The 26,115-nt window shown below is 56.2% G+C and carries 16 protein-coding genes; 10 read left to right on the forward strand and 6 right to left on the reverse strand.

What is annotated here, in order from left to right; translation table 11 throughout:
- Positions 1 to 8: 8 nt before the first annotated feature.
- Complete coding sequence (locus KK078_RS15450; RefSeq protein ID WP_254091191.1) at positions 9 to 536, reverse strand: RNA polymerase sigma factor; 528 nt, start codon at positions 534 to 536, stop codon at positions 9 to 11.
- Positions 537 to 766: 230 nt separating this feature from the next.
- Positions 767 to 3,727 (reverse strand): ligand-binding sensor domain-containing protein, encoded by a 2,961-nt coding sequence (locus KK078_RS15455; RefSeq protein WP_254091192.1) that lies wholly within the window; start codon positions 3,725 to 3,727, stop codon positions 767 to 769.
- A 237-nt stretch (positions 3,728 to 3,964) separates the two neighbouring features.
- Between KK078_RS15455 and KK078_RS15460 the strand changes: the two genes are divergently transcribed.
- The 5 genes from KK078_RS15460 to KK078_RS15480 all read left to right on the forward strand — a co-directional run bounded on the left by KK078_RS15460 (position 3,965) and on the right by KK078_RS15480 (position 12,102).
- Complete coding sequence (locus KK078_RS15460) at positions 3,965 to 7,051, forward strand: SusC/RagA family TonB-linked outer membrane protein (protein ID WP_254091193.1); 3,087 nt, start codon at positions 3,965 to 3,967, stop codon at positions 7,049 to 7,051.
- A 4-nt stretch (positions 7,052 to 7,055) separates the two neighbouring features.
- Complete coding sequence (locus KK078_RS15465) at positions 7,056 to 8,540, forward strand: RagB/SusD family nutrient uptake outer membrane protein (protein WP_254091194.1); 1,485 nt, start codon at positions 7,056 to 7,058, stop codon at positions 8,538 to 8,540.
- Between the two features lie 27 nt (positions 8,541 to 8,567).
- Positions 8,568 to 10,004, forward strand: coding sequence for a PKD domain-containing protein (locus KK078_RS15470; protein ID WP_254091195.1), 1,437 nt, complete (start codon positions 8,568 to 8,570; stop codon positions 10,002 to 10,004).
- Between the two features lie 78 nt (positions 10,005 to 10,082).
- Positions 10,083 to 11,207: a glycoside hydrolase family 16 protein gene (locus KK078_RS15475; protein ID WP_254091196.1), complete on the forward strand. Its 1,125-nt coding sequence runs from the start codon at positions 10,083 to 10,085 to the stop codon at positions 11,205 to 11,207.
- Between the two features lie 34 nt (positions 11,208 to 11,241).
- Positions 11,242 to 12,102 (forward strand): glycoside hydrolase family 16 protein, encoded by an 861-nt coding sequence (locus KK078_RS15480; RefSeq protein WP_254091197.1) that lies wholly within the window; start codon positions 11,242 to 11,244, stop codon positions 12,100 to 12,102.
- Between the two features lie 77 nt (positions 12,103 to 12,179).
- On the opposite strand, the gene KK078_RS15485 is transcribed toward KK078_RS15480, so the two are convergent.
- Both KK078_RS15485 and KK078_RS15490 read right to left on the reverse strand, forming a co-directional pair.
- Positions 12,180 to 12,914 (reverse strand): hypothetical protein, encoded by a 735-nt coding sequence (locus KK078_RS15485; RefSeq protein WP_254091198.1) that lies wholly within the window; start codon positions 12,912 to 12,914, stop codon positions 12,180 to 12,182.
- Positions 12,915 to 13,106: 192 nt separating this feature from the next.
- Positions 13,107 to 13,778, reverse strand: a complete 672-nt coding sequence (locus KK078_RS15490) for a peptidylprolyl isomerase (protein ID WP_254091199.1) — start codon at positions 13,776 to 13,778, stop codon at positions 13,107 to 13,109.
- A gap of 146 nt (positions 13,779 to 13,924) precedes the next feature.
- Here KK078_RS15490 and KK078_RS15495 point away from each other — a divergent pair, with 146 nt between their 5' ends.
- Positions 13,925 to 15,352, forward strand: a complete 1,428-nt coding sequence (locus KK078_RS15495; protein WP_254091200.1) for an APC family permease — start codon at positions 13,925 to 13,927, stop codon at positions 15,350 to 15,352.
- A gap of 84 nt (positions 15,353 to 15,436) precedes the next feature.
- Here the strand turns inward: KK078_RS15495 and KK078_RS15500 are convergent, their stop codons facing one another.
- Positions 15,437 to 16,045 carry an invasion associated locus B family protein gene (locus tag KK078_RS15500; protein WP_254091201.1) on the reverse strand — a complete coding sequence of 203 codons (609 nt, stop codon included), beginning with the start codon at positions 16,043 to 16,045 and terminating at the stop codon, positions 15,437 to 15,439.
- Entirely contained in the window at positions 16,045 to 16,812 is a 768-nt protein-coding gene (locus KK078_RS15505) for a metallophosphoesterase family protein (protein WP_254091202.1), read from the reverse strand. Before KK078_RS15505 ends, KK078_RS15500 begins: the two co-directional genes overlap by 1 nt.
- A 297-nt stretch (positions 16,813 to 17,109) precedes the next feature.
- On the opposite strand from KK078_RS15505, the gene KK078_RS15510 reads away from it, so the two are divergent.
- The 4 genes from KK078_RS15510 to KK078_RS15525 all read left to right on the forward strand — a co-directional run bounded on the left by KK078_RS15510 (position 17,110) and on the right by KK078_RS15525 (position 26,113).
- Entirely contained in the window at positions 17,110 to 18,819 is a 1,710-nt protein-coding gene (locus KK078_RS15510) for a tetratricopeptide repeat protein (RefSeq protein WP_254091203.1), read from the forward strand.
- Positions 18,820 to 19,113: 294 nt separating this feature from the next.
- Positions 19,114 to 22,116: a T9SS type A sorting domain-containing protein gene (locus KK078_RS15515; RefSeq protein WP_254091204.1), complete on the forward strand. Its 3,003-nt coding sequence runs from the start codon at positions 19,114 to 19,116 to the stop codon at positions 22,114 to 22,116.
- A 24-nt stretch (positions 22,117 to 22,140) separates the two neighbouring features.
- A complete protein-coding gene (locus KK078_RS15520; RefSeq protein ID WP_254091205.1) occupies positions 22,141 to 22,617 on the forward strand; it encodes a hypothetical protein in 477 nt (158 codons plus the stop codon).
- Positions 22,618 to 22,708: 91 nt separating this feature from the next.
- Positions 22,709 to 26,113 (forward strand): SusC/RagA family TonB-linked outer membrane protein, encoded by a 3,405-nt coding sequence (locus KK078_RS15525; protein ID WP_254091206.1) that lies wholly within the window; start codon positions 22,709 to 22,711, stop codon positions 26,111 to 26,113.
- The last annotated feature ends 2 nt before the right edge of the window (positions 26,114 to 26,115 follow it).

Consider the following 26,115-nt stretch of genomic DNA (forward strand, 5'->3'; position numbering starts at 1 on the left):
ACGCAAAATCAATAACGCATCTCCAGTTTTTGATACACTTCCTTCAATTCTTGTAATGCCCGGAACACTTTTACTTTTACAGCCCCTTCGGTACAGCCCAGGATATCGCCGATCTCTTTATACTTCTTTTCCTGAAACTTGCTCAGCAGCAGCACCTCGCGCTTGTCTTCGGGCAGCTGATCCAGGGCCCTGGACAGCAGCTCCTTTTCTTCGTGCAGATGCCATGCCGCGGACGGGTTGTCGCTGTCTTCCAGACGATCCTGCCAGGCCTCCAGCGGGTCGTCCTTCTTCAGCTTGTTTTTCCGGTAGTGGTCATGGCGCACATTGCGCGCAATGTGAAACATCCAGCTTCGAAAATCCCCATCGCCGCGAAACCGCGCGCGATACTTCAGGATCCGGTAAAAGACGGTCTGCACCAGGTCCTCGCTCAGGTCCTGGTCCTTTGTAAGGTGGTAAAAGAAGCCATACAAGGGCCTCTTATACCGCTCGAACAGCAGGCTCATCTTGTCAAGATCGCCGTCCCTGACTTTCGACATCAGGGCATTGTCGGTTAATGCATTCAAATCCGGATAAGCGTTTTCTGAAAAGGATAACCCACCCTCGCTGCAATGGTTACACGTCGGTGGAAAGTTTCTTAAAATTCTACAAAAAGTGTGAAATGGGGAAGGGGCGGGATGTGCGGTGGCGGACGCCAGCCAGCGATGGCAGTTGATGGTTTATGGCAGGCTTTGGTGTTTATGACAGTGCCTCGTGCCGGACGTAAAACCTAAAAATTCAAAATGAAATCCTGTAAGTTCTGGTTCCTGTCTAACAGCAGCTTCTTTCGCAGCCTGTACCGGCTGATCTCTACCCCCCGGACGGAAATGTTCAGCAGTTGGGCAATCTCCTTCGTGGATAAATTCATGCGTAGGTATGCACTCAGTTTTATCTCCTGGGGACTTAATCCTGGGAAAGCGGCTTTGAACCGCGTTGTAAAATCTCCGTGCACCCGGTCAAAGTGGAATTGGAAATGCTCCCAGTCGCTGTCTGCCGAAATATTCTGCTCGATGTCGCGCGTGATCTGTACCAGCTCCTTCTTCACATCGTCCTGCGGGTTCTTTTTGATAATAGACGTGAGGTTGCTCTTGATGGAAGTAATAAACTCATTTTTATTCAGCAGGTGCATTGTGGCCGTACCCAACTCATTGTTCATGTGGCGCAATTCAGACTCCAGCTTCTCGTGCTGTAGGCGGTTGATCTCCTCCTGCGACTGCCGCGACAGTTTCACCAGCTCGTTATCCCGCGCGCTCAACTCTTTTTCCTGCTCCCGCGCCATGCGCTGTTGCTCCCGCTGATACTTCCGGTCGAGTATATTAAAGCCCGTAAACAACAATGCCAGCACGGACACTCCGTAGATCGAGTATGCCCACACCGAACGGTACCACGGCGGCCGGATCACAAAGGTATAAAGGGCCTCGCGGCTCAGCTCCCCGTTCACATTACGCGCCCGCACGTGAAACGTATAGCTGCCTTCCTTCAGGTTAGTATATTCCTTTTGTGTTTTGGTGCTCCATTCCGACCAATCCTTTTCAAAGTTCTCCAGGTAATATTGAAAGACCAGGTTTGCATTGCCCTCGTACGAAGTAGCGGCATATGTAAAATGCAGTGCGTTACTGCGGTAGGGCAGCTCTGGCCACCAGGCTTTTTGCTGCTGATCCGATATCGAGTCGCGCACGCTGTGATTGCCAAAGAAGAGCACCGAGTCGCCATGCGCTGTCGTAGCCGACACCTGGCGGATCAGCGTCTGGAACACGGGTGCCTTTGCCGGCTTCATGGTGGGGTCGTAGTGAATAAAACCGTCTTTTGCGCCGAACAATACTTCGTTGTTTCGGAGAATGGCGATGTTGACCAGGTCGTCGTTCAGGTATTTACGGATCTTGCGAAAGAGGTTTTCCTCCAACGTATACTCGCCCAACGAATTCTTGCGAAACACGCCGATGTGGTCTCGGCTCACAAAGTATATATTGCCGAGTGCGTCCTCGCGTACAAACCACAACTGGTCGGTATCACCCAGCCGGCTGGAAAAAAAGTCGTCCGGCACAAACCGGTCAGCACTGGCGTCAAACCGGTATACGCCCCGGGTGCTCGTAAACAACAGCTCGTTGCGCACGTTGTATACGTTGATCAGCAGATTGGAAGGAAACCCTTTGTCGGCACCGTAAAAGGCCACGCGGCGGATGCTGTCCAGGGAAGGGGAGAAGGTGATGCGGTAAGCACCTTTATATCCGTGCGTCACCCACAGGTCTCCGGACGGGTCTTCGGCCATCACCCGCGACGATTCTCCGAAGCCTGGAATTTTTTTCCGCCATGCCCAGTGGCCGTTTGTGCGGTCGTATACCTGTAAGCCCGCGTAGACTCCTTCGATCAGCGTCGTAGGATGCTCTTTCATCCCCAGGAACACCCACGATCCCGGCTCGCCGGACAGCGGCGTACAGCGGTTGCCGCTAATGCGCATAGCCCCGTTGTGGTGGCCGACCAGCAGCTCCCCGCCGTATTCGCCCAGGTGGTATACCTGCCCACGCGAGCCACCGACTAACCGAAAGCCGCTGCCTTTCTCCGGCCCGCGTTGGTACACACCGGTGCTGGTACCCGCATACAGCGCGTTGTCGTGCAGGTATGCGGCATAGCCCGAACCGGGTAAACCTGTTTGGTTGTTAATGAGCGTAAAGGGTGATCCCAGCTCCACATACGCCAGCCCGTTGTTCTGGCCGATCCACAAGTTGCTCAGATCGTCTTCGTAGATGCTGAGTACCGTTGGATTTTCAATGCCCCGCCCCGTGGTGAGCTGCATGATCAGGTCGCCGTCAGCATCCAGCACCAGCAACCCATTGTTTTGTGTACCGACTGCAAAATTGCCGTTGCGGAGCCGGATCATGCAGTTGACGATCGACTCCCGCAGGTATGCCTGCAACGGCGTATTCCAGGGCGTGACGATCCCATCGGCCAGCCGGTAGATGCCGTGCTGAAACGTCGTGACCAGCACATGGCTGTCGTGCAGCGGCAGCACCGCGGCAACACTCTTGTCGCGAAAGAACTCGCCGCCCTTCACCATCCGGATGCTCTTGTTTTCCAGCATGCCCAGACCAATGTCCGGCTGATTGACATAGAGCTGTCGGTTGAGCAGGAAGGAATGGTCCATCCCCGCCCGGCCACCGGGACGGATCACCTGAAAGGTGTGCTGATCGTAACAATAGATGTTTGAGAAGGTGCAGAAGTAAACTTTTTCGTTGTCCAGATACACGCTCCACGCCTCGTCAAAATTGCGGTACTCCGGCGCCAGGCTGTCCGCCAGGGATGTGTATACCAGCCGGCCCTGCTGGTCGGGAAAGAAAAAGCCAAAGTCGCCTTGACCGCCCACATAGATGCGGCCGCGGGCGTCGATCGCCACGCTTCGGACCTTGGTGCCGTTGCGCACGCCATAGGTCTGCCATTGGTCGCCGTCAAATTCCAAAAGGCCGAAGTTGTTGGCAATGTAGATGAGGCCCAGCCGGTTTTGGGCAATCGCCCAGTTCTGGATTCCCCCTTTATAATCCCCCGGCTGAAAATTGCGGGTAAACGGCAGTCCCGAGAACGGTGACTGCGCCTGCGGATGTGCTGTGTGTACCGACACTATCAGGAGCAGCGCGACGACGGCTTTCCAGCAGGCCATTGCGGTACGTTTTTCCGTGCTGATGAGGTAGGAGCTCATAGGTGTAGTGGTCAAAGCTACTTCCAAAAACGTTTGAAATCCATCAAAAATTAATGTTTCTAACGTCTTGATGTAGTTTTGATGTAGTCGAAAAGAGCTTGTGATGTAGTTATGTTGGGGTGGCGGAGTAGCGCGCAAACGGTTGTTTTTCCAATGTTTGTATCGCGCACTCAAACGTTTCCGGTCCATACCAGCCGGCGGCGGTGCACCTAGTCTAAACCAAACAACAATTAACGCATGAAAGCAAAATTACTGGCGATCTTACTGATGCTGTCGCTGGTCGGATACGGGCAGAGCCCCGTACGAGGCCGGGTGACAGATGAAAACGACCAGCCCCTGCCCGGCGTAAACGTCCTTATTAAGGGTACGACCCTGGGTACGGTCACGGACGCAAGCGGCGAATTTCGCATCGACAATGTCCCGGCCGATGCCACGCTGCAAATAAGCTTTATCGGGTACACGTCCCAGGAGCTTGCTGTCAACGGTCAGTCGAACGTTGCGGTAAAGCTCCTGCCCGATGTCACCAGCCTTGACGAGGTTGTCGTCATCGGTTATGGTACCACCACCGTCAAGGAGCTCACCGGCTCGGTTGCCGTTGTGAACGGCAATGATCTCACGGCCCTCAACCCCGTGCGGGTGGAGCAGGCCCTGCAGGGACAAGCTGCCGGCGTACAGATCTCTGCTGCGTCGGGCTCGCCCGGTGCGGGTCTCAACATCCGCATCCGTGGCTTTACCACCAACGGCGACAACACTCCGCTGATCCTGGTGGACGACGTACCGTATGACGAGGATGGCCTGGCGGCACTCAATCCGTCGGATATTGAGACCATTAACGTCCTGAAAGACGGTACCGCCGGCATCTACGGTGTCCGCGCGGCCAACGGCGTCATCCTGATCACGACCAAGAAAGGCAAGAAGAACGCAAAACCTACGATCGATTTTTCAGGCTACTATGGTGTGCAGCAAACCACCAAAAGAATGGACCTGCTCGATGCCCATGAGTACGCTGTATTGAAAAACGAAACTTACGCCTCCGGTGGTGGTACACCACCCTTTGCCAATCCCAACCTGGGCAAGGGCACTGACTGGCAAGACGAAGTGTTTGAAGACGCGCCTATCCAAAACTATAATATCACGATTTCCGGTGGCTCGGAAAAAAGCCGCTACGCCATCGGCGGTTCATACATGAACCAGCAAGGCATCGTGGGCGGCGACAAGTCCGGCTACCGCCGGTACAATGCGCGCGTAAACTTTACCGTAGACATCCTGCCCAAGCTTACCTGGGAAAACGTGCTGTTGTATACCAACGAGCGCCGCGACATGCTGCCGGAAATGGGCATCGGTTCCGTGCTCTTCAATACCATCAACGCCAACCCGGCGGCCAGCCCGTGGAAGGAAGACGGCAGCTATGCCTTCCTCGAAGACGTATCGGAAGTCATCAACCCGCTGGCGCAGATGGCCAACACGTTCAATCGCAACACGGTCAACAAAGTCGTCGGTAAGCAGGAGATCAACTATAAGATCAACGACAACTTCGAAGTGACCGGCCGCGCGGGCTATAACTACGCGCTGGTAGACGAAAAGCAATTCAATCCGCTGGTGTACTATGGTGCGAACAAAGCGCAGAACACTGCCGCCAACGCCGCGCTGGAGCCGAACCTGACAAAGGTCTCGGACGACCTGTCCATTCCGGTATATAATAACATCCGCGAGACGCGCACGACGTATTTCAACTACAACTTCGAAGCGTTCCTGAACTACAACCGCACCTTCGGCGTGCACAAGATCAAAGCTACGCTGGGTACTTCGATGCTGGGGTATGACAACCGCAGCCTGACCGGCACCGGTTACAATGTGCCCTATAACTCCAACGACTTCGCCGATATCTCGGCCACCGAAAGCAACAACTACCTCAACAACACGTCGTCCTGGCAGGATCGTACGCGCCTGTTGTCGCAGTTCGTGCGGGCCGAGTACGGCTACGGCAGCAAGTACATGCTGTCGGCGTCTGTCCGTCGCGACGGTTCGACCGCCTTTGGGGCCAACAATCGCTTCGGGTATTTCCCCGCCGTATCGGGCGCCTGGGTACTGTCAGAAGAATCCTTCTTCCAGACCAGCGCCATACAGTTCATGAAATTGCGTGCCAGCTATGGCGTGTCGGGTAACGACAAGATCAGGCCCAACGGCTTCCTGTCGCTGCTCGACGGCGAAGGCGTATACCCCTTTGACAACATACTTGCCAACGGCGTAGCCATTGGCCGGATCGGTAACCCCGACCTGAAGTGGGAAACAACACGTCAGGCCAACTTCGGCGTAGACCTCAACATCCTGCAAGATAAAGTCAGCATCACCGCCGACTATTACGTCAAGACCACCAAAGACCTGCTCTTCCAGCCCGACATTTCCGCCATCGTCGGTGCTTACGGCGCCGGCAGCTCGACGCCCATCATCAACGGGGGCACCGTGCGCAACCGCGGTCTCGAGCTCCGCATCGATTACCATACGCAGCTGGCAGAAAACCTGCGCGTCAACATCGGCTATAACATCACCACCATCCACAACGAGGTGATCGCGTTACCGCCGGGCGTAGACTTCTTCGAGTTCGGCTCGTTCAGTGTAGGCGGTGGTACCGCCACCCGCATGCAGGTAGGCCATCCCATGGGCTATTTCCTGGGCTACGAGACCGACGGCATCTATCAAACCCAGGCCGAGATCGACGAACGCGGTGTGACCCAGGATCCCGCTACCACTTCTCCGGGCGATCTGCGGTTTGTAGACCAGGACGGTTCGAAGACCATCGACTTCAGCGGCGACACCGACAAGACCCGCATCGGCTCGCCGATACCTGACGCCATCATGGGCCTCAACGTAGGCATGAACTTCAAAGGCATCGATTTCTCGGCTACGTTCTATGCATCGGTGGGCAACGAAATTCTGCGCAACTACGAGCGTCAGTTGCCGATGTCGAACATGCTTACGTACAACCGCGGCCGCTGGACCGGACCCGGCAGCACCGACGAATATCCACGCCTAACCACCGAGGCTACACGCAACAACGTGTTGTCTGACTTCTATATCGAAGACGGCTCGTTCGTACGTCTGAAGAATGTTCAACTGGGCTACACGCTGCCGCGGGCGATCGTCAATCGCATCGGCGCCAGCCGCCTGCGCATCTATGTAGCGGCTAATAATTTGTTGACATTCACCAAGTACAAAGGCTTCGACCCCGACTTCTCGAATTACGACCCCAACGTGAGTGGCATCGACTATGGATTTTATCCGCAGGCGAAGAGCATCATGGGTGGCCTAAACCTAACCTTTTAATTGTATGAAGAAGACACTGAAAGCAGGGACACTGTTTATCTGCGGGTTGATGGCGGCCGTAAGCTGCGACGACTTCGTAAACGTAGACCCTTTATATACCCGGAGTGCCGATAATTTCTTTCGCACGCCCACCGACTATCAGCAGGCGCTGACCGGTGCCTATGACCCCATGCAAACGTCGTATCTCGACCTGTGGATCGGCGAGATCGCATCCGACAACTCCATCGCCGGCGGCGAAGGCGTGACCGACACCGAAGGTCTCCACCAGATCGACGCCATGACCCACGGTGGTGTCAACAACGAGTTGCGCAGTCTGTGGCGCTGGATGTACGCCGGTGTAACCCGCACTAACTACATCTTCGAGAATCGCGACAAGCTCGAGTTCGACGACAAGGCCCGCATCATGGGCGAGGCATCGTTCCTGCGGGGATACTATTACTTCGAACTGGTAAAATTCTTTGGCGCCGTGCCGCTGATCGTAGACCGGCAGCTGCCCCCCGGCGAAGTGTCGTCGCAGGTGCGCACCCCGGCTACGGAAGTATATGCCCAGATCGAAAAAGATCTGCAGGCAGCCGCGGATGCACTCGAGTGGACCACGCCGGTAAAGGGCCGCATCACCAAGGGTGCCGCCCTGGCCCTGCTGGGAAAAGCATACCTCTATCAAAACAAGTTTACCGAAGCCGCCACTGTGCTGGACCAGGTCATTAACGAAGGAGGCTACGACCTGTTCAATAATTTCGAAACTATGTTTCGTGTCGTCAACGAAGGGAGCAAAGAGACCGTGTTTGATATCGAGTATGTCGGCGTGGAAGGCGGGAGTTACGGATGCTTTGTGTGTCTGGAAGGTTTTGCAGCGGTAGGGTTCCACGGCATCCGCGGCTACGATGGTCCGGTATACGCCGACGGCAACAGCTACAACCTGCCCACAAAAGACCTGTACGACGCCTTCGAGTCGGGCGACCCTCGTCGCGATGCATCCATCCTGGACATCGAGGCCTTCATCGCCGCGCAGGAAGAGCCTGGCAAGATCAAATATGTAACAGGCGCCGGAGGCCACACCGGGTACTACAACAAAAAGTACCTCAAGCGTTCCGATGAGCTGGGCCTGGGCGACAACGACCTGACCAGTCCCGTCAACCACAAGGTTATACGCTTTGCCGACGTGCTGTTGATGGCTGCCGAAGCACACAACCGCAAGCCGTCGGCTAATGACAACCTGGCCCTGCAATACCTCAACCGTGTGCGCACGCGCCCCAGCGTCGGCATGGCGGCGTTGAATCTCACCGGCACGGCGTTGACGGAGGCGATCTACCGCGAGCGTCGCGTCGAGCTGGCCGGTGAAGGCCTGCGCTTCTTCGACCTGGTTCGCACAGGGAAAGCGGCAGAAGAGATCGACGGTTTTGAAGCAGGCAAACACGAGGTGTTTCCGATTCCTCAGGACGAGATCGACCTGGCCGGTGCCGATTGGCAGCAAAATCCCAAATATTAAATCATCTACATCCTGACAACTATGGATATGCTCAAGAGATTTTTACCCTTCGCCTGGCTGTGCTTCAGCCTGGCGGTGATACTCAGTGCGTGTGAAGACGACGACCCCGAACTGGGTGGAGTCGCCACGGTAGAGGACGCTACTTTTACCTATACGCCAAAGGCTGACAAGCCCAATGTCATCAACTTTTCAAGCGAATCGTCGGCTTTCCTGAAACGCTGGAACTTCGGCAACGGCGCTACGGCAGAAGGCGATGCGCCCACCGCCAGCTATCCCTTCAAGGGAACCTATGAAGTGACCATGACGGCGTATGTCGGAGGCGGAAGCTATACGACAACACAAACGATCGACATCGCACAAGATGATCCGACCTTACTGGACCTCGACCAGTATAACTTTCTGACCGGCGGTGTTAACGACATCGACGGCAAAACCTGGGTGATGGACAAAGGCACCGCCGGCCACATGGGCATCGGTCCTGCCGCCGGTACCTGGCCCGAGTGGTATTCGGCACCGGCCAATGCCAAAGAGGGTCTCGGTATGTACGACGACTCGATCACGTTCAAGCTCCAGGGTTCGCAGTTGATCTATCATACCAACGGCGACGTATATGTCAACGCGGCCTTTGGGTCTGCCTTTGCCGGCGCCGTGAAGGAACCGAATGGCAACGACTTCATCGCACCGTACGCTCCGGCGCCGCAGACGTGGTCATTGTCGGAGAGCAATGGCAAGTGGTACCTGACCATCGGCAACGGTGGGTTTATCGGCTACTACTCCGGCAGGGCTCCTGTATACGAGATCCTGTCGATCACACCGGATGAGCTCTATATACGTTCGATACAGGAAGGAGAGGCCGGTAATGCCTGGTATCAGCGCTTTATTCGCAAGGGCTTTGTGCGCAATCCGCCACCCCCGCCGCCGTATAAGATCGAAGACATTTATACGGACTTCGACGGTGCCGGCAACGTGACCTTCACCCCCAACTCGAATGGCTCGATCGCTTCTTACGATAACCCGGCGCCGGTGCCGATCAACACGTCGGCCAAAGTAGGCAAGTATGTAAAAGCTCCCGGAGGCGGCGGTGCCTTTTCAAACGTACAGATCCAGCTGCCCTATAAAATGGACTTGCGTGAGCGCCACGTGTTCAAGATGAAAGTGTTTATCCCCAGCTACAACGACTATACCACCGAAGGCGGCGAGTCGTGGCAGACGTATAAAACACTGCAGCGCTATGCATCGCTGAAACTGCAGAACCGCGACGAGGCAGAACCGTTCAGAACTCAAACCGAAGTGCTGCACAAGGATCTGCCGCTGAACGAATGGGTCGAGCTGACCTTCGATTTCAGCAGCGCGGCGGCTAACGAGACCTATAATACCATCGTCATCCAGCTTGGCGGGGAGGGTATCTATACCGGCGGCATCTTCTTTATCGACGATTTAGAACTGTTACCGGCCGCTCAATAGACGATAGCACAAACTACACCGGGGGGTGTTGGCCATAAACATCCTCCGGCGTAGTTTTGATTTAAATACCTAATTTGTATGAAGAATAAGCACACCATGTTTTTTGCGTGTATATACCTGGCCCTGCTCGGCATACTGGGTTGCAGCGACAACGGTAAGGATTGTTGCGTCGTGTATCCGGAGATCCTGTCGGTAGACGTCACCATAAGCCAGACAAATCCTGCCGAGGTAAGCGTGCTGGCCAAAGCCTCCGCCGTCAATTTTTACAACATCTATTTTGGTGAAACAGCCAATGAAAGTCCTGTCAGAAGTACCGACGGAAAGGCTACACATACCTATGCAAAATCGGGTACCTATACGATAAAAGTGCAGGCTCATACAACCGATCAGGCGTTTACGACCGAAACCAGGGGTGTATCCGTCACCCTCAGCGGCGACCTGGTCATTCCCACCGCCGGCTATGAAACGCCGACAAGCTATGCAGGCATGGACCTGGTGTGGCAGGACGAGTTCGCCGGCACCGCGCTGAACGCAGCCGACTGGACCTTCGAGACCGGCACCGGGCAGGACGGCTGGGGTAACAACGAGTTGCAGTTCTATCGCTCTGAAAACACGTCGCTGACAGACGGCAAGCTTATCATCACCGCCCGGAAAGAAGCCTACCAGGGCAGCCAGTATACCTCGTCGCGGATCATCACTGCCGGCAAGCACCAGTTCCGCTACGGGCGTGTAGACATTCGCGCCGTATTGCCGAAAGGGCAGGGACTCTGGCCGGCCCTGTGGATGCTCGGTGCAAACTACCAGACTGACATCTGGCCGAAGTGCGGCGAGATCGACATTATGGAAATGGTCGGCGGCAGCGGCCGTGAGAATACCGTACACGGCACCGTGCATTGGGAAGGCGCCAACGGCAACTACGCCAGCCACACCGGTCATACGACCCTGGCAAACGGTACGTATGCCGACGAGTTTCATGTGTACTCGCTGGTGTGGACACCGCAGGCGATCACGTGGTACGTAGACGATAAGCAGTTCAACGTGATCGATACGACACCCGAAGGCCTGAGCGAATTCCAACAAGAGTTCTTTCTTATCTTCAACGTGGCGGTTGGCGGGCGTTGGCCCGGTAGCCCCGACGGTACAACCATTTTTCCGCAGCGCATGATCGTAGATTACGTGCGTGTATTTCAACAAAAGCCCTGACGCCCCGCGTGGGGCATAACCTGTAAAAAAGACTATGTATTTTACCTGGAGGATCATGCTCTGCACCCTGCTGTTAGCAGGCGCGTGCAGGGAGAAAACAACCCGGTCCCTGGTGTGGTCGGACGAGTTCGACACCGCCGGCGTACCCGACACCGCCCGATGGGGCTACGACCTGGGCAATAACAACGGCTGGGGCAACAACGAAAAGCAATATTATACGCACGATGCCCGCAATGTGCGGGTAGAGAACGGCAAGCTCATCATCGAAGCCCACCAGGACTCCATCGGTGGCCAGCCGTACTCGTCGGCACGGGTCATTTCGAAAAAGAAGGGCGACTGGCGGTATGGCCGCATCGAGGTCAGCGCCCGCCTGCCCCGCGGCCGCGGCACCTGGCCCGCCATCTGGATGTTGTCCACCGACTGGGCGTACGGCGGGTGGCCTGCCAGTGGCGAGATCGATATCATGGAGCACGTAGGGTATGACCCCGGCATCGTGCACGGTACGATCCACACCGAGACGTACAACCACGCCAAGCAAACACAGAAGGAGGCGTTGATCACCGTAGCCGATGCGCAGGAAGCCTTTCATCGCTATGCCATCGACTGGCAGGCGGACAAGATGGAGTTCTACGTAGACGACTCGTTGTACCACACCATCGCGCGCGATCCGAAAGAAGACTTCAAAGGCTGGCCGTTCGACCAGAAATTCCACCTGCTGCTCAACCTGGCCGTAGGTGGCAACTGGGGCGGCAAGCATGGCATCGATACGACGATCTGGCCCCAACGCATGGAAGTCGATTACGTTCGGGTCTACCAATCCGAACCCGAGCAACGGGCACAGCGTGGCCTGGAAGCGAAGCAGGCAACCCATGGAGAACAACAAGCCTCTCATTAATCACCTATTAATAACCCAATACCCAAAAAAAAGAGCCAGGGAAACCTGGCTCTTTTTATATACGATGTTGTATAGAATTAAGAACGGTTGATCGCCGCGAGCTTGTTCCGCTCGTCCTGCAATTCACGTGAAAGCTTGGTTTGTTTGTCCATCGCCTTGCGTTTGTATTCTTCGTACTCGTTGGTGACCATGTTCACGGCCAGCTTCTTTTCCTGTAGGGTTTTCGTCATGAGCTTCATCCGGCCGATCACCGTGGCGACCACAGCGGCCAGGGCGCCGAGCAGCACCGCAATTACCGTCAGGAAAGTACCCTTCTCCATATCGATGCCCAGCACGCTGATGTGGGTACTGTCATAGAGGATCTCCGTCATCGAAGCCTCTTTTTGCTTCAGGTTATTTTGTACGCCCCCTAACTGACCGTTCAGGGCCGCGATGTCTTGTTTCGCTTTGCGAAGGGCGGCGTCCTTTGCGGCGATCGAGTCACGAATGATCTTCCATACGCCGTCCAGCACACTTTCCTTTACGACCTTGTATTCGCGGTAGGATTGCGACTTCGACTTCATAATATTGAAGCGCTCGCGCAGCGTGTAGCTGGCCTGCTCGTCCTCGGTAGGTTCCACTACAGGAGCCTGGCGAGGCTTGGTCACTTTGGGGGCGGCCGTCGTGGCGGGAGCCGGGGTTTGTTGGGCAGGGGTTTGTTGGGCCGGGGTGGTGGTGGCCGGCGGAGTTTGTTCGGTGGTGGCAGGAGTGTCCTGCGCAAAAGCACACTGCAAGGCCAGCACGCACGCTACCAGGGCTACAAAATTTTTCATAAGCGGTCTTTTCGGTTGATCGAGGCGCAACATACAACACTCGTCTTTTTTTTGCTACTACATTTTTTTAAGCTGTAAATCCGGTCGTTTAACGCTAAACAGGGTCGATAAAACAGAAAACCGGTCACTGGGCGCGTGTGCCAACGCCACACTCACCCGATTATTGTTTTTCTTCTAAAATCTTTGCATTGTCTACCGGACGACGCTGATCTTGAAGGGGATCTCGCGCAGCGGCTTGTCGGTACTGTACACTTTTTCGCTTGCGATCTTGTCCACCACTTCGATGCCCTCGGTCAGCTCACCGAACACCGTGTACTTCTGGTCCAATGTCATGTAGCCGCCGTTGGCGGCATAGGTTTCCTTTTGCTGGTCGGTGAGCGTAAGCCCCAGGTTGCGGGCCTCCATGTCTACGTCCTCCGGCAGGTAACGGCCGCCGTGTACGATAAAGAATTCCGCCGCCGATGACTCCAGGTTGGGGTTGTTCTCGTCCACGCGGGCCATCGATAGTGCGCCCTTCTTGTGGATATACTTCGGGTTGAACTCCGACGGGATGCGGTAGCCCAGGCTCTTTTTCAGGTCGCCGCCCTGGATCATAAATTCATATGCGATGCGGTAAAAGTCCGCGTCCTCATAATACCCCTCCTTGATCAGCTTGATGAAATTCGCGCGGTGCAGGGGGGTGTCCTCATACAGCTTCAGGCGCATGTTGCCATACTTCGTTTCGATCAGGACTTCCGTCTCGGGGTTCTCCTTGCCGTAGCGCGTCAGCACCTCCCGCACGGTGGCCGGGGTGATCACCTCCGCCTCCTTTTTGCCGCACGAAAGCAGCAACAGCAGGCATACAATATAGTAAGGTCTCATCATGGGGTTAATATAGTAAAAGTACCGCTTACACGGTTTTCCCGAACAGGTATTTGGTTGAGCGGTCAAACCATCTTATTATTAGGGAAGGAAATGCCGGGCACCGTCAGTGCGCGGGCTGGCGTCTCCAGTTTACCGAACCTAACCGCATGGAAGAAACAAAACAGGAGTTCAAGCCCCGCCTGGGGTTATTGGATGCCACGATGATCGTGGCCGGGTCGATGATCGGCTCGGGTATTTTTATTGTAAGCTCAGAGATCGCCCGCAGCGTCGGCGGGGCCGGCTACCTGGTCGGGATGTGGGTGCTCACCGGTGTGATCACCGTCATCGCCGCCGTCAGCTATGGCGAGCTGTCGGCCATGTTCCCCCGCGCCGGTGGCATGTATGTATACCTGCGCGAAGCTTACGGCCCCCTCATCGGCTTTTTATACGGATGGACATTCTTCACGATCATCCACACCGGCACTATCGCAGCCGTTGGCGTAGCGTTCGCCAAGTTCACCGCCTATCTGTTGCCCCTGGTGGGCGAGGAGAACATACTGTTCACGCTCGGTGACTTCCAGCTAAAAGCCTCGCAACTCGTGGCCATCGGTGTGATCGTACTCCTTACCTATATCAATAGCCGTGGCGTAAAAGAAGGTGCCTTTCTCCAAACCTTCCTCACCCTGGTCAAGATCCTGTCCCTGGCCGGCCTGATCATTTGCGGTTTGGTCTGGGGCGCCGACAGCGCCGTGTGGAACGCCAACTGGCAAGATGCCTGGTCGCTGAACAGCCTGACCCTTGGCGACTCGGGCCAACTCGTGACAACGGCCCTCGGCGGCCTGGCTTTCTTTGGCGCTATGGCCGTGGCGATGAAAGGAGCCCTGTTCTCCAGCGACTCCTGGCACTCTATTACGTCTATTGCCGGTGAAGTAAAAAATCCGCAACGGAACATCGGCCTCAGCCTGCTGCTCGGAACGCTTATCGTCACCGTGATCTATGTGCTGACCAACCTGATGTACCTGGCCGTAATACCGTTACAGGATATTGCGTTCGCCAAAAGCGATCGGGTAGGGGTGGTGGCCGCGGAGTATATCTTTGGCACCGCCGGCACCAGTATTATCGCCGTGATGATCATGATCTCGACCTTCGGCTGTAACAACGGCCTGATCCTGTCGGGCGCCCGTGTATTCTACACCATGGCGACCGACCAATTATTCTTTAAGAAGGCAGGCGTACTCAACAAAGCCAGCGTCCCGGCCAACAGTCTCTGGATGCAGTGCACGTGGGCGTCGCTGTTGTGTCTTACCGGTAAATACAATGATTTGCTTGCTTTGGTGATCTTTGGCGTCTTGATCTTTTATGTGTTGACAATTCTGGGGATCTACATCCTACGTCACCGCCGCCCGGATATGCCCCGGCCGTACAAGGCCTTTGGCTATCCGGTGTTGCCGGCGATCTACATTGTCATCGCCTCTGCGCTCGCTGTCTTGCTGCTGCTGTTTGAAAGCCAATATACCCTGCCGGGGCTACTCGTAATCCTCCTGGGCATTCCGGTTTACTATCTGGCTATGCGCAAGAAGGAAGCGGCAGCGTAGAGACAGTGTGCGTGTGGAGTGTGAGAGCGAAGGAAAACAGCGTAGGCGTCACTCATCGCTCTCACACTCCACACGCACACTGGTTTAAAAATGCGCTCGTACCCCGATGCCGGCGTGCAGAATTTGCCAGATGTTGAGGTAGCCTGTGTTCTGTACGTAGCTTACCAGCTTGATTTCGTTCGTGCCAAGCTCGTAGTAGATCGCTGCCCGCTTGATGTTCTTCCACTTGGGTGTGGTGCGGCTGATGTTGCCGCCGATAAAGATGTTCACCCGTACCGCCTCGCTCCACCAGTAATAGCCGCTGGGGTACCAGCCGGGCAGGTCTGATGAATATTGCCGTCCCATCGTATAGTTAAAGAAGGTCCCGATCGTGAGTGGACGCACTTCTGTGCGGTCGTTCAACCGCACCTTCCACGGGGCGGCCGTAAATTTAAGCGTGAGTGTTTCGAGACTTTCGCCGCCCGCCTGCGAAGGCAGCACATACCCAAAGAGCAGGTCTACATACGCCTTGTCCTGAAACACCGAGTACCCCGCGCCTACCGAAAGAAAGCCGATACTCCCGGCATACTGCGCCACGGCCACATCGGGCACATACCACTTACGGGAAGATTGTTGTGTGCTGTCCTGCGCGGAAGCCGCCGGCCCCACCACCAGGATGAATACGGCAAAGCATAATGTGAAAAAGCGCGTCATTAATAGAATATCTTCTTAAAATCCACCCGGTCGTCCCACAATTTTACCAGCAGGTACATGCGCTCGTTCATGCTGGTCGATACCAGATAACGGATATGCCCCTCGTTGTACGTCGTATCGCGGAATGCATGCTGATGGCCGTGCAGGGACAAGTTCACTTTTCCCGAGCTGTACAACGTTTCATTGTAGGCGGCGGCCAGTTTAACGTCAAAGTCGCCGTCAAACGGCGGTACGTGCGAAACCACCACAGCCCGGTCGAAGTCGTCGCCCTGTAGCTGAGTGCGCAGCCAGTCCAGGTCGGGCACTTTGCCGCTGAACGCATACTCGCGCGAGTTGGTGTTCAACAGCACGAACTTAAAGCCGCGGTATAAGAATGACAGATTGAGGTCGCCATACATCTCGCGGTATACCTTCTCGCCGTTGCCTGACAAGTCGTGGTTGCCGATCACCGTCAGGTAGGGTTTGTTCAGCTTGCGCATGATGTCGTGGATCCACTCGAACTCGTCGCGGATACCAAAGTCGGTGATGTCGCCGTCCAGCATTACAAAGTCGGCGCGCTGCTTGTTCGCGCTCGACACAAAGTCCTCCACGTCGTCATAAAAACGCTGTGTGTCGCCCATCAGGATGAGCGTGAGCGTGTCTGTCGTCGGGGTGGTTTGCTGCAGCCGTGCAATGGCCTTTGCGTTCAGATCCGTTTCGTCGTCAGGGATCCTGACTTCATAGGGGTGGTATTCAAAAAGGTCGCACCCGGCAAACAGGAGTGCCAAAACCCCACCATAAAAATATCGCATACACAGTTCTCCTCCTCACCGTTCTTCGCGGTGTTTGTTTTTGTTATAGTTACCTACAGGGCATTGGGGGTCTTTGCCATAGAGGTACGTATAAAGAGGCAGCAAAGATGCGTAGAACGTTTGAAATCTTTGAAACGATACCACAAAAAGTATAGTCCATACAATTCCTATAAATTGATTAGATTGCGCCACTGTTGTGCTGTAGACATTCCCGGAGCCACCCATACGTACTGATAAAAAAACGTTTGTGATGCGTATCATCACATAACAGGAATGAACTGCAATCGTTTGTCCCTCGGACGTGTACTGGCCGTGCTCGGGCTGTGCATCTCCCTGGCCCGTTGTACACCTTCGGCCGATCAAGCATCCGCGGACGTGAACCTCGATTCGCTGTTGATCGACGCCGTCCGAAAAACAGAAGAGCTCAAGTTTGAAACGGCGCACGCCGAGCTGACCGAGCTGATGGCCCTGGCGCGCGAACGCCACGACCAGCTCAAAGAAATACAGGCCCTCATCAACATGGGCATCCTGTATTTAAAGTACAACGAGCACGACGAAGCCCTGCGCTACCTCTTTCAATCGTTGGAGCTCGCCCGGCAATACAAACGCGAAGAGATCCTCAACACGATCTACAATGACATAGGCGTGGTCTACTCCACCAACGATGCCACGGCGCAAGCCGTTGAATATTATAAGAAGGCGCTGGCCATCAGCGAAAAGCAGGGCAACCGCCACCGCATCGCCCTGAACTCGCTCAACCTCGGCACAGAAATGCACAAGCTCGGCGACGACCGCGGCGCATTGCAAAATCTGCATAAAGCCGAGCAAATGTTCCGCGAAAACCGCGACACGGCCAACGTAGCGGTTACCGTCAATAACATCGGCGACATAGCCTACACGGCCAAAAACTACGACAGTGCGCTGCTGCGTTACCGGCAAGCCCACGACATGTCCGTCGGCATTCGCAACCAGTTCTACCAGTCGGGTTACTTGCTGTCGCTCGGCCGGACCTACTATCACTTCGGCCAGTACGATTCCGCCGCGGCTTATGTAGCACGGAGCATCGAAGGCTTCGAGCGCATGAAAGACACCGAGAACACCATCGATAGCTACCGGTGGCTTTCGAAAATATATGCCGCCCGCGGCAACATGGAGCGTGCTTTGCATTTCTCTAACCTCACGCTGGCCTGGAAAGACACGCTGTCGGAAGAGAAGACCACCAAGTGGACCTCGGAAGCGCAGATGAAATACGAGTATGGTAAAATGGAGACGGCGGTAGAGCTTCTCCAGCAGGAAGCCAGCCGCCAACGCCAGTTCTGGATTGGCGTAACGTTGATCGGCATCGTCATCGGGGTGTTGGTCATCAGTATTTTACGAACCAAATACATCAACCTCCAGCAGCGCAACGTGATCTTACAACAGGAGCAGGAAGTCGACCGTCTTACCCTTGAAAAGAATCGCGTCGAGCGCGATCAGTTGGAGCGTGACATGATTGCCACCGAGCGCCTCAATGCCCTGGAACAGGAACGTCTCCGCCAGGAGCTCACCTTTAAGGACCGCGAGCTTGCCACCAAAGCCCTGCACCTGGTGAACAAGAACGAAACCTTCGCTTCCATCCACAAGCTGCTCGCCACCATCGACCTCAAAGATGCCCCGGGAGCGAAGACCCAACTCGACAAGGCCAAAAAGATCATCCGCGGCAACGACAACAGCGACCAGGAATGGGAGGCCTTCAAGCTTCACTTTGAAGAGGTGCACCCCCAATTCTTTCATCAGCTGCTGGAGGCCTATCCGGATCTGTCCGCCAACGACCTGCGCCTTAGCGCGTATTTATTGATCGACCTGAACTCCAAAGAGATCGCGCAGATTTTCAACATCTCGCCCGAGTCCGTGCGAAAGAAAAAGCAACGCCTCCGCGAAAAGCTCAATCTTGAAAAGGAGGAGGATATTAAGATCTTGCTGAGCCGGTACAAAAAGCAGTAAGAACCGAGCAGGGCGGGCAATGCCCGGTAAAATGACTCCGTGCTTATTGCACGGGCTGGCAAAGGGACTGCCATCCAATTTCGTTTTTCAGTCAGGAACGGTAGAAAATTACCTTCGTCACGCATCAAACCGCACAATCTTCCCGAAATCGCCCGGGGAACCTCCCGATTATTGTTTTTTATGGCGTGTGTCACTCTTTGTCACGCCCCTTTTCCACCGGTTTGGGGGATCATAGGGTACTTTTGGCCAAGAGCCTAAGTCAAATCCTAGTTTATCACTTTAACCGAAAACCTAATGAAGAAACTTCTACTGATGGTCCTGGTAAGCCTATCCGGCTTATCGCTGTTGCAGGCCCAGCCGAACCTTTCCATTGTGTCGCCGTCGGGGCTGATCGAGCCGCCCTACGAGGTGCCGGTGGGTACGGAGGTGACCCTGCGGTGGTCGACTCCAACCCAGGATGCGCCCCTCAAATTCTTCAGCTTTGCCCAGGAACCCGATTTTGGAGAATGGAACTTCCAACCCAACCCCGAGTGGACATCCTACAATCCGCCGTCCACGCCCAACGGCGATGGCTCTTACGACTTTAAGATCAAAGTAGACAAGCCTCTGTATGTGTGGGGCGGCTACTCCACCGGCGGTGGCAGCGGCTTCTTGTACTGGCATTATTCCCCGGTTTACCACCTGGAAATTGCTTCCGGCGTAACGATCACCGCCGCCGACGGCTGGGTGTGTCCCGAGGTGGCCAGCACTGAGCGGTTGCAGATCACCGGCACGTACGCCAGCTACCAGTGGTACCGCGACGGCGAAGCCATCCCCAACGCCACGAGCGCCAGCTATGACGCTGATGATCCCGGACAATATAAAGTACAGGTGCCGTTAAACGGCAACCTGGTCTTCTCGAATTCCGTGCGCGTACGCGAAGCCGCTGTCGCCGTCACCGGTGTGCTGGCCGGCAGCAAGCTGACCATGACCGCAACAGAGGGCATGACTTCCTATCAGTGGCTGAGCGGCACCAGCGAAGCCGCGCTGACGCCGCTTGGCGCGGCGACGAGCCGCAGCCAGCAGGTAACGGTAAATGCCGCGAAAACATACTATGCCGTGCGCGCCGTACAAGCGGGTTGCACGGTGCAGTCTGCCGCCCGCCCCGCCAGTACAGCCATCTTCGCGGCACCCGTGCTGACGAGCAACGCCGAAGAACTGGAGAATGACAACGACGTTATCTGTCTGGGAGCATCGGTCAGGCTGACGGCCGGAGACAAGTATGCCGGTTACAAATGGTATTCCGACGGAGAATTCTGGTATGAAGGTCCGAACGAGATCCATGTCACCGAAACCAAGACGTATTATGTAGAAGTGTCCATTCCCGAATGGCCCGAGATCTGGCGCGCGTCTGACACACAGGACGTGTTCTTTTTTGCACCGATCACGCCCGTGCTCACCGGTGTAGCGCCGTACTCTTCTCATTGCCCGGGCGAACCGCTGTCGCTCACGATCACCGACGAGGGGTATCCCTATACCTGGACCAAGCATGTCTTCGGACACGAGCCGGTAACGGTGACACCCGAAGGGTTTACCTATAACTTTTCGTTCGAAGGCGAAATGGAGATCGTGGTAAAAGCCGAAGCCCTCGGCTGCGAGTCCACCACCCGGGTATACCTGCAGTCTTATGCCGGCCAGCAGTTCCCGCTGGCGCTGGGCAACGAATCCATAGAATATCTCTGCGGCGGGCAAACCCAGGAGATCTACCCGTATGAAGATATGCGCGAGACCCACGACCATTTCCAGTGGTATACGGTCACCAACGGTGTCTATAAATCCCTGAGCGGCAAGACCAATCAACGCATTACCGTCAACGCGGCCGGTACCTATGTGCTCCGGGCGCATCCCATCGCCTGCGACGATGCCAACCTGTATATAGAGTCGTTCCCGGTAGAGATCCGCGACGGCTCATCCCGCGCGCTGCTTGTCGAAACCGATAAGAATACCCTCTGTGAAGGCGAAAAGGCGACACTCTCGATCTCCGGCGAGTGGCGCAACGTCCAGTGGTTTGAGAAGACCATTGCCAACTCGGGCCCCACCGGCCATCACGAAGTATACGTGCCGCTCTCCGGTGCGGGATCTACCCTCACGGTGCAAGTGACCAGGTTCACCACGTATCAGGTACGCGCGCATCACGAGTCGTGTACAACGGGGGTGAAAGCCGTCAGCGCTCCGATCCAGATCAAGCCGACGGTGAATCCAAAGCTTACCGTAACGCCCACCATGAATATCCACCGTTGGGTGTTGGCACCGTATGATTCGATCGCCGATGTAATTTTCTGCGGTAATTCCGACATCACCGTCACCGCCCCCGCTGGGTATACTTCCTACAGGTGGTTCAGAGGTCCGTACGACGGCAGCGGTAACTATGTGCTGGGCGAGGAAGTGGCCGGCGAAACCACTAACAAGATCAGCTATCTGCCGGTTGTCAACTGGCTTACCGCGCGCGTGGTAGATGCCCACGGCTGTGTGGGCTATTCCGTGCCGCTGCTCATCGATACTTATACCCATGCTTCTCCGGCCGTAGCCGAGCAGGGCAACGGCGAGTTCTGTGCCGAAGGCGATTCTGTATGGCTGGCCAATGCCTTTCAGGGCAACTGGGTGCGTTATGAATGGTACAGAGACGGTGAGCTGGTGCCGAACTCCGACAACGACACCATCTGGGTAAAAGAGCCGGGTGGATATAATGTTACCGGTTTCCCCGAAGAGTGTCCTACTATCGGCTACAACTCCGGCACCCCGGCGCGGATCCGCACGATGCCTGCGCCCCACGTGATCGAGACCGATACGGCTTACCTGCCCGGTGTCGAAGGCTTTGCCGGCGAGATCTATGACATTCGCTGGTTTGTAGACGACGAACTGTATACTATTCCCGAAGGACAGCAGGCGTTCATTTATAAAGGTGCCCTGCCGCCCGGCGATCACACCCTCGTGGTAGAGATCACCAACCCCACCGCGTGTACCCGCACTTCGCCGCCGTACTCTTCAGCGATCACGGGCCTCGAGCCCGGCGAGCTGGCGGGTAAGGTGCGGGCCTATCCCAACCCGACCACCGGCCGCATCACGTTGCACGGCCTGCATCCGCAAGAGGTACAACAGGTGAAGGTATACAACGCACAGGGCATTGCCGTACGGCACGCTGCTGTAGCAGGGGAGGACGGTCAGCTTGACCTGACCGCCAGCCCGGCCGGCGTATACATCGTGGACGTTGTGCTGAAAAACGGCAGCTCGGTAAAGACGCGTGTCGTGCGTCAATAACACCAACCCTCAAAACGAAACATCATGAAACTTCTTAATAACGTATATATCCTGACCCTGCTGGCAGCCGCCATTCTCGGCGCCTGTGGCGGTGACGACTCCGGTGATGCCGGCGCTGTGGAAAAGGGAAAGCTCGAGCTGCTCACGCATACCTGGACTGTCGAGCGCGTCACGCAAGACGACAACCGCACCGCGGAGTTCCAGAACCCCGATTTCACGCTCACCCTGGGCGGAGCCTTTCGCGCCGACAATCCCGCGGGGCCGTACACGTATACCGTGGCGGGCACGCAGCCGGGCCTCAGGCCCTGGGCCGCCAGCGGCACGTGGAGCTTCGGCCCTGACGCCACGAAAACACTGGTGCGCGACGACGGCGTCAACGTGGCCTATAGTCTCGACGGCAGCACCCTTACGCTGACGTTTACGTGCGCCACGTGCGACAAAGACAACGCTAAAACAGGATCGGCCGAAGGCCCGTGGGTCTTTGTGCTCAAGGCCGATTAATCCACGCGACTATATTCTGTAACCACTCACCGCTTCCCCTGCCACGTGCAGGGGAAGTACTCATTACCCTATTATCAAATCTTTTTACAACATGAAAAAAACAGCATGCGGGCAGGCCTTTTGGCGCCTGGCCCAGGGTGCCGTCCGGGGAACGTTTGTACTTGGGCTCTTGTCCCTCGCCGTGACCCCAGGCACACAGGCAGCCGTATATAGTCACCCCCTGGTACAAGGCACGCCCATCAAGGGGCGGGTGACCTCCGGCACCGACAAACAAGGGTTGCCCGGCGTAAGTGTATCCGTCAAGGGCACGACCGTCGGCACCATTACCGACGTCGACGGCAAGTATCAGCTGCAAGCCGCGCCCGACGCGATCCTCGTGTTCTCTTTCATCGGCTATAAACCCCTGGAAGTACCGGCGTCCAATCGCAGCGCCATCGACATTACGTTAGAAGAAGACATTACGCATCTCAACGAAGTGACGGTCGTCTCTACCGGCTACCAGGAAGTGGACAAACGGCTGTTCACCGGCTCGGTGGTGAACCTGTCTGCCAACGATGTGAAGACCGACGGCACCACGGACGTCAGCCGCATGCTGCAAGGAAAAGCGGCCGGGGTATCGGTGCAAAACGTGTCCGGCACCTTTGGGGCAGCACCGAAGATCCGTGTCCGCGGCGCCACGTCGATCACGGGCGACAACAAGCCCCTTTGGGTGGTCGATGGGGCGGTGCTCGAAGACGTCGTAAACGTCTCTGCCGATCAACTGACCACCGGCGACCCGAACACCCTTATCGGTTCCTCGGTGGCCGGCCTCAACAGCGACGACATCGAGAGCTTTACCATCCTCAAGGATGCTTCTGCCACGGCGTTGTACGGCGCTCGTGCCAAAGACGGTGTCATTGTGATCAAGACCAAGAAGGGTAGGGTGGGCAAACCTGTCGTGACCTATACCGGCAATTTCTCCACGTATCTCAAGCCGACGTACGATTCGTATAACATCCTGAACTCGTCCGATCAGATGGCGGTCTATCGCGAGCTCGACCGCAAGGGCCTGCTCAACCACTCCGATGCCTCCCGCGGCGCTAACGGCGGTGTCTTTCGCAAGATGTATGATATGATCAACACCGACTTCGACGAAGACGACGGCACGTTCGCGCTGCCCAATACGCCCGAAGCACGCAATGCATTCCTGCGCCGGTATGCCATGGCCAATACCGACTGGTTCGACCTGCTGTTTAAGAACTCCTTTGTGCAAGAGCACTCGGTCGGTGTATCTTCCGGTACCGAAACGTCGCAGCTGTACGTGTCCACGAGCTTTTACAACGACAACGGCTGGACGCTTGCCGACAACGTTAAACGCTATACCGTCAACGCCCGCGGCACCTTCAAGCTCTCCGACAAGCTCAGCCTGGGCATCCAGGCGGCCGGTGCGGTGCGCGACCAGCGTGTACCCGGCACCATTGCGCGGCAAACCGACGCCGTGCAGGGCAGCTTTAACCGCGACTTCGACATCAACCCGTTCAGCTATGCGCTCAACACCAGCCGCACGCTGACCGCGTTCGACGAGCAGGGCCGCCGTGAATATTTCACACGCAACTACGCGCCCTTCAACATCCTCAACGAGATCGACAACAACTACATCAACCTCAAACAGCTCGACCTCAAGCTACAGGGCGAGGCCAGCTACGCCATCCTGTCCAACCTCAAGTATGACTTCACCGGCGCGTACCGGCAGGTGCGCACGAGCACGGAGCACAACGTGGCCGAAGGGTCGAACATGGCGGAAGCCTACCGCGCCGCCAACTCCCAGGTTGTACGCCAGGGCAACAAGTTCCTGTACTACAACCCCGACTTCCCCAATGCGGACCCGGTCATCGTGCTGCCGGAAGGCGGTTTCTACAACCGCTCCGACGATCAGATGGTGAGCTACTACTTCAAGAACCAGCTGAGCTGGAACTATACGCTCAACACCAACCACGTCATCCACGCCGTGGCCGGCCAGGAGGTGCGCCAGGTAGACCGGCAGAACTCGTTTAACAACGGCTATGGCTACCAGTTCAGCAAGGGCGGTGTGGCGTTTACCGACTACCGCATCATTAAACAGCTGCTGGAAGGTAACTTCAGCTACTTCGGCATGGGCAATACGCACGATCGCTACGCCAGCTTCTATGCTTCCGGCAACTACGCTTACAAAGGTAAATACATCTTCAATGCTACGGGCCGCATGGACGGTTCCAATCGCCTGGGCGAATCCACCACGGCGCGCTGGCTGCCTACCTGGAACGTGAGCGGCGCCTGGAACATCGACTCCGAGCGTTTTATGGAAACCACACGCTTTATAGACTTCCTCACGCTGCGCGCGGGTTATGGCCTTACGGCCAACGCGGGCAATGCCACCAACTCGTCGGTGGTGTACCGCAGTGGCACCACGCCGCGGCCGTCCCTGGACGAGAACGAGTCGCAGATCATCATCGAGGGACTCGAGAACTCTGACCTCACCTGGGAGAAACAGTATGAGGTGAACGTCGGCGTAAATACCGGCTTCCTGAACAAATACACCGTCACGCTGGATTATTACCGTCGGAACCACTTCGACCTGATCGGCGTCATCAAAACGCCCGGCGTCGGCGGCGAGGCTTACAAAGCCGTGAACTATGCCGACATGAAGTCACACGGTATAGACCTCTCGTTGGGAGCGCCGGTATACATCCGCGGCAACTGGAACTGGTCAACTTCGTTTATCTTCAGTCACAACAAGAGCGAGATCACCAACCTCAAGAACCAGCCGCGCATCATCGACCTGGTGTTTCCTGACGGTGGTGCGCTGGAGGGATACCCCGTGCGGGGCCTCTTCTCCATCGACTTTCAGGGGCTCGATCCCAAAACGGGCGTGCCGCTGTTTATCAACCACGACGGCGAAGTCAGCTCCGATGTATACATGCAGAGCCTGGAGACAAAACACCTGAAGTACGAGGGATCGATCGATCCGACCATAACCGGCGGCTGGTCGAATGCCGTACGGTATAAGAATTTTACGCTGAACGTCTTCCTGACGTACCAGGCCGGGAACAAGATCCGTCTCAACCCGGCCTTCCAGAGCTCCTACAGCGACCTCGACGCCATGCCCCGCGAGTTCCTCGACCGTTGGGTGATGCGCGGCGACGAGCGGTATACCGACATTCCCTCGATACCGGACGGGATCACGCTGGGCTCACTCGGCTCGGTTTATCCCTATAACAGCTACAATTACTCCACGGCGCGTGTAGCGGACGGCTCTTTCGTACGCCTGCGCACGGTGTTGCTGGGGTACAACCTGCCGTCGCGTATGCTTACCGGCACCGGCTTTGAAACGGCCTCGCTCACGCTTACGGGCACCAACCTCTGGCTGCTCTATGCCGATCGTGACCTGTACGGGCAAGACCCCGAGTTCTTTGGCTCCGGCGGTGTGGCCATGCCCGTAGCCAAACAGATCACCGCCTCTGTCAAACTGAGTTTTTAAAT

Source organism: Dawidia soli, assembly GCF_018598185.1.
Classification (GTDB): domain Bacteria; phylum Bacteroidota; class Bacteroidia; order Cytophagales; family Cyclobacteriaceae; genus Ohtaekwangia; species Ohtaekwangia soli.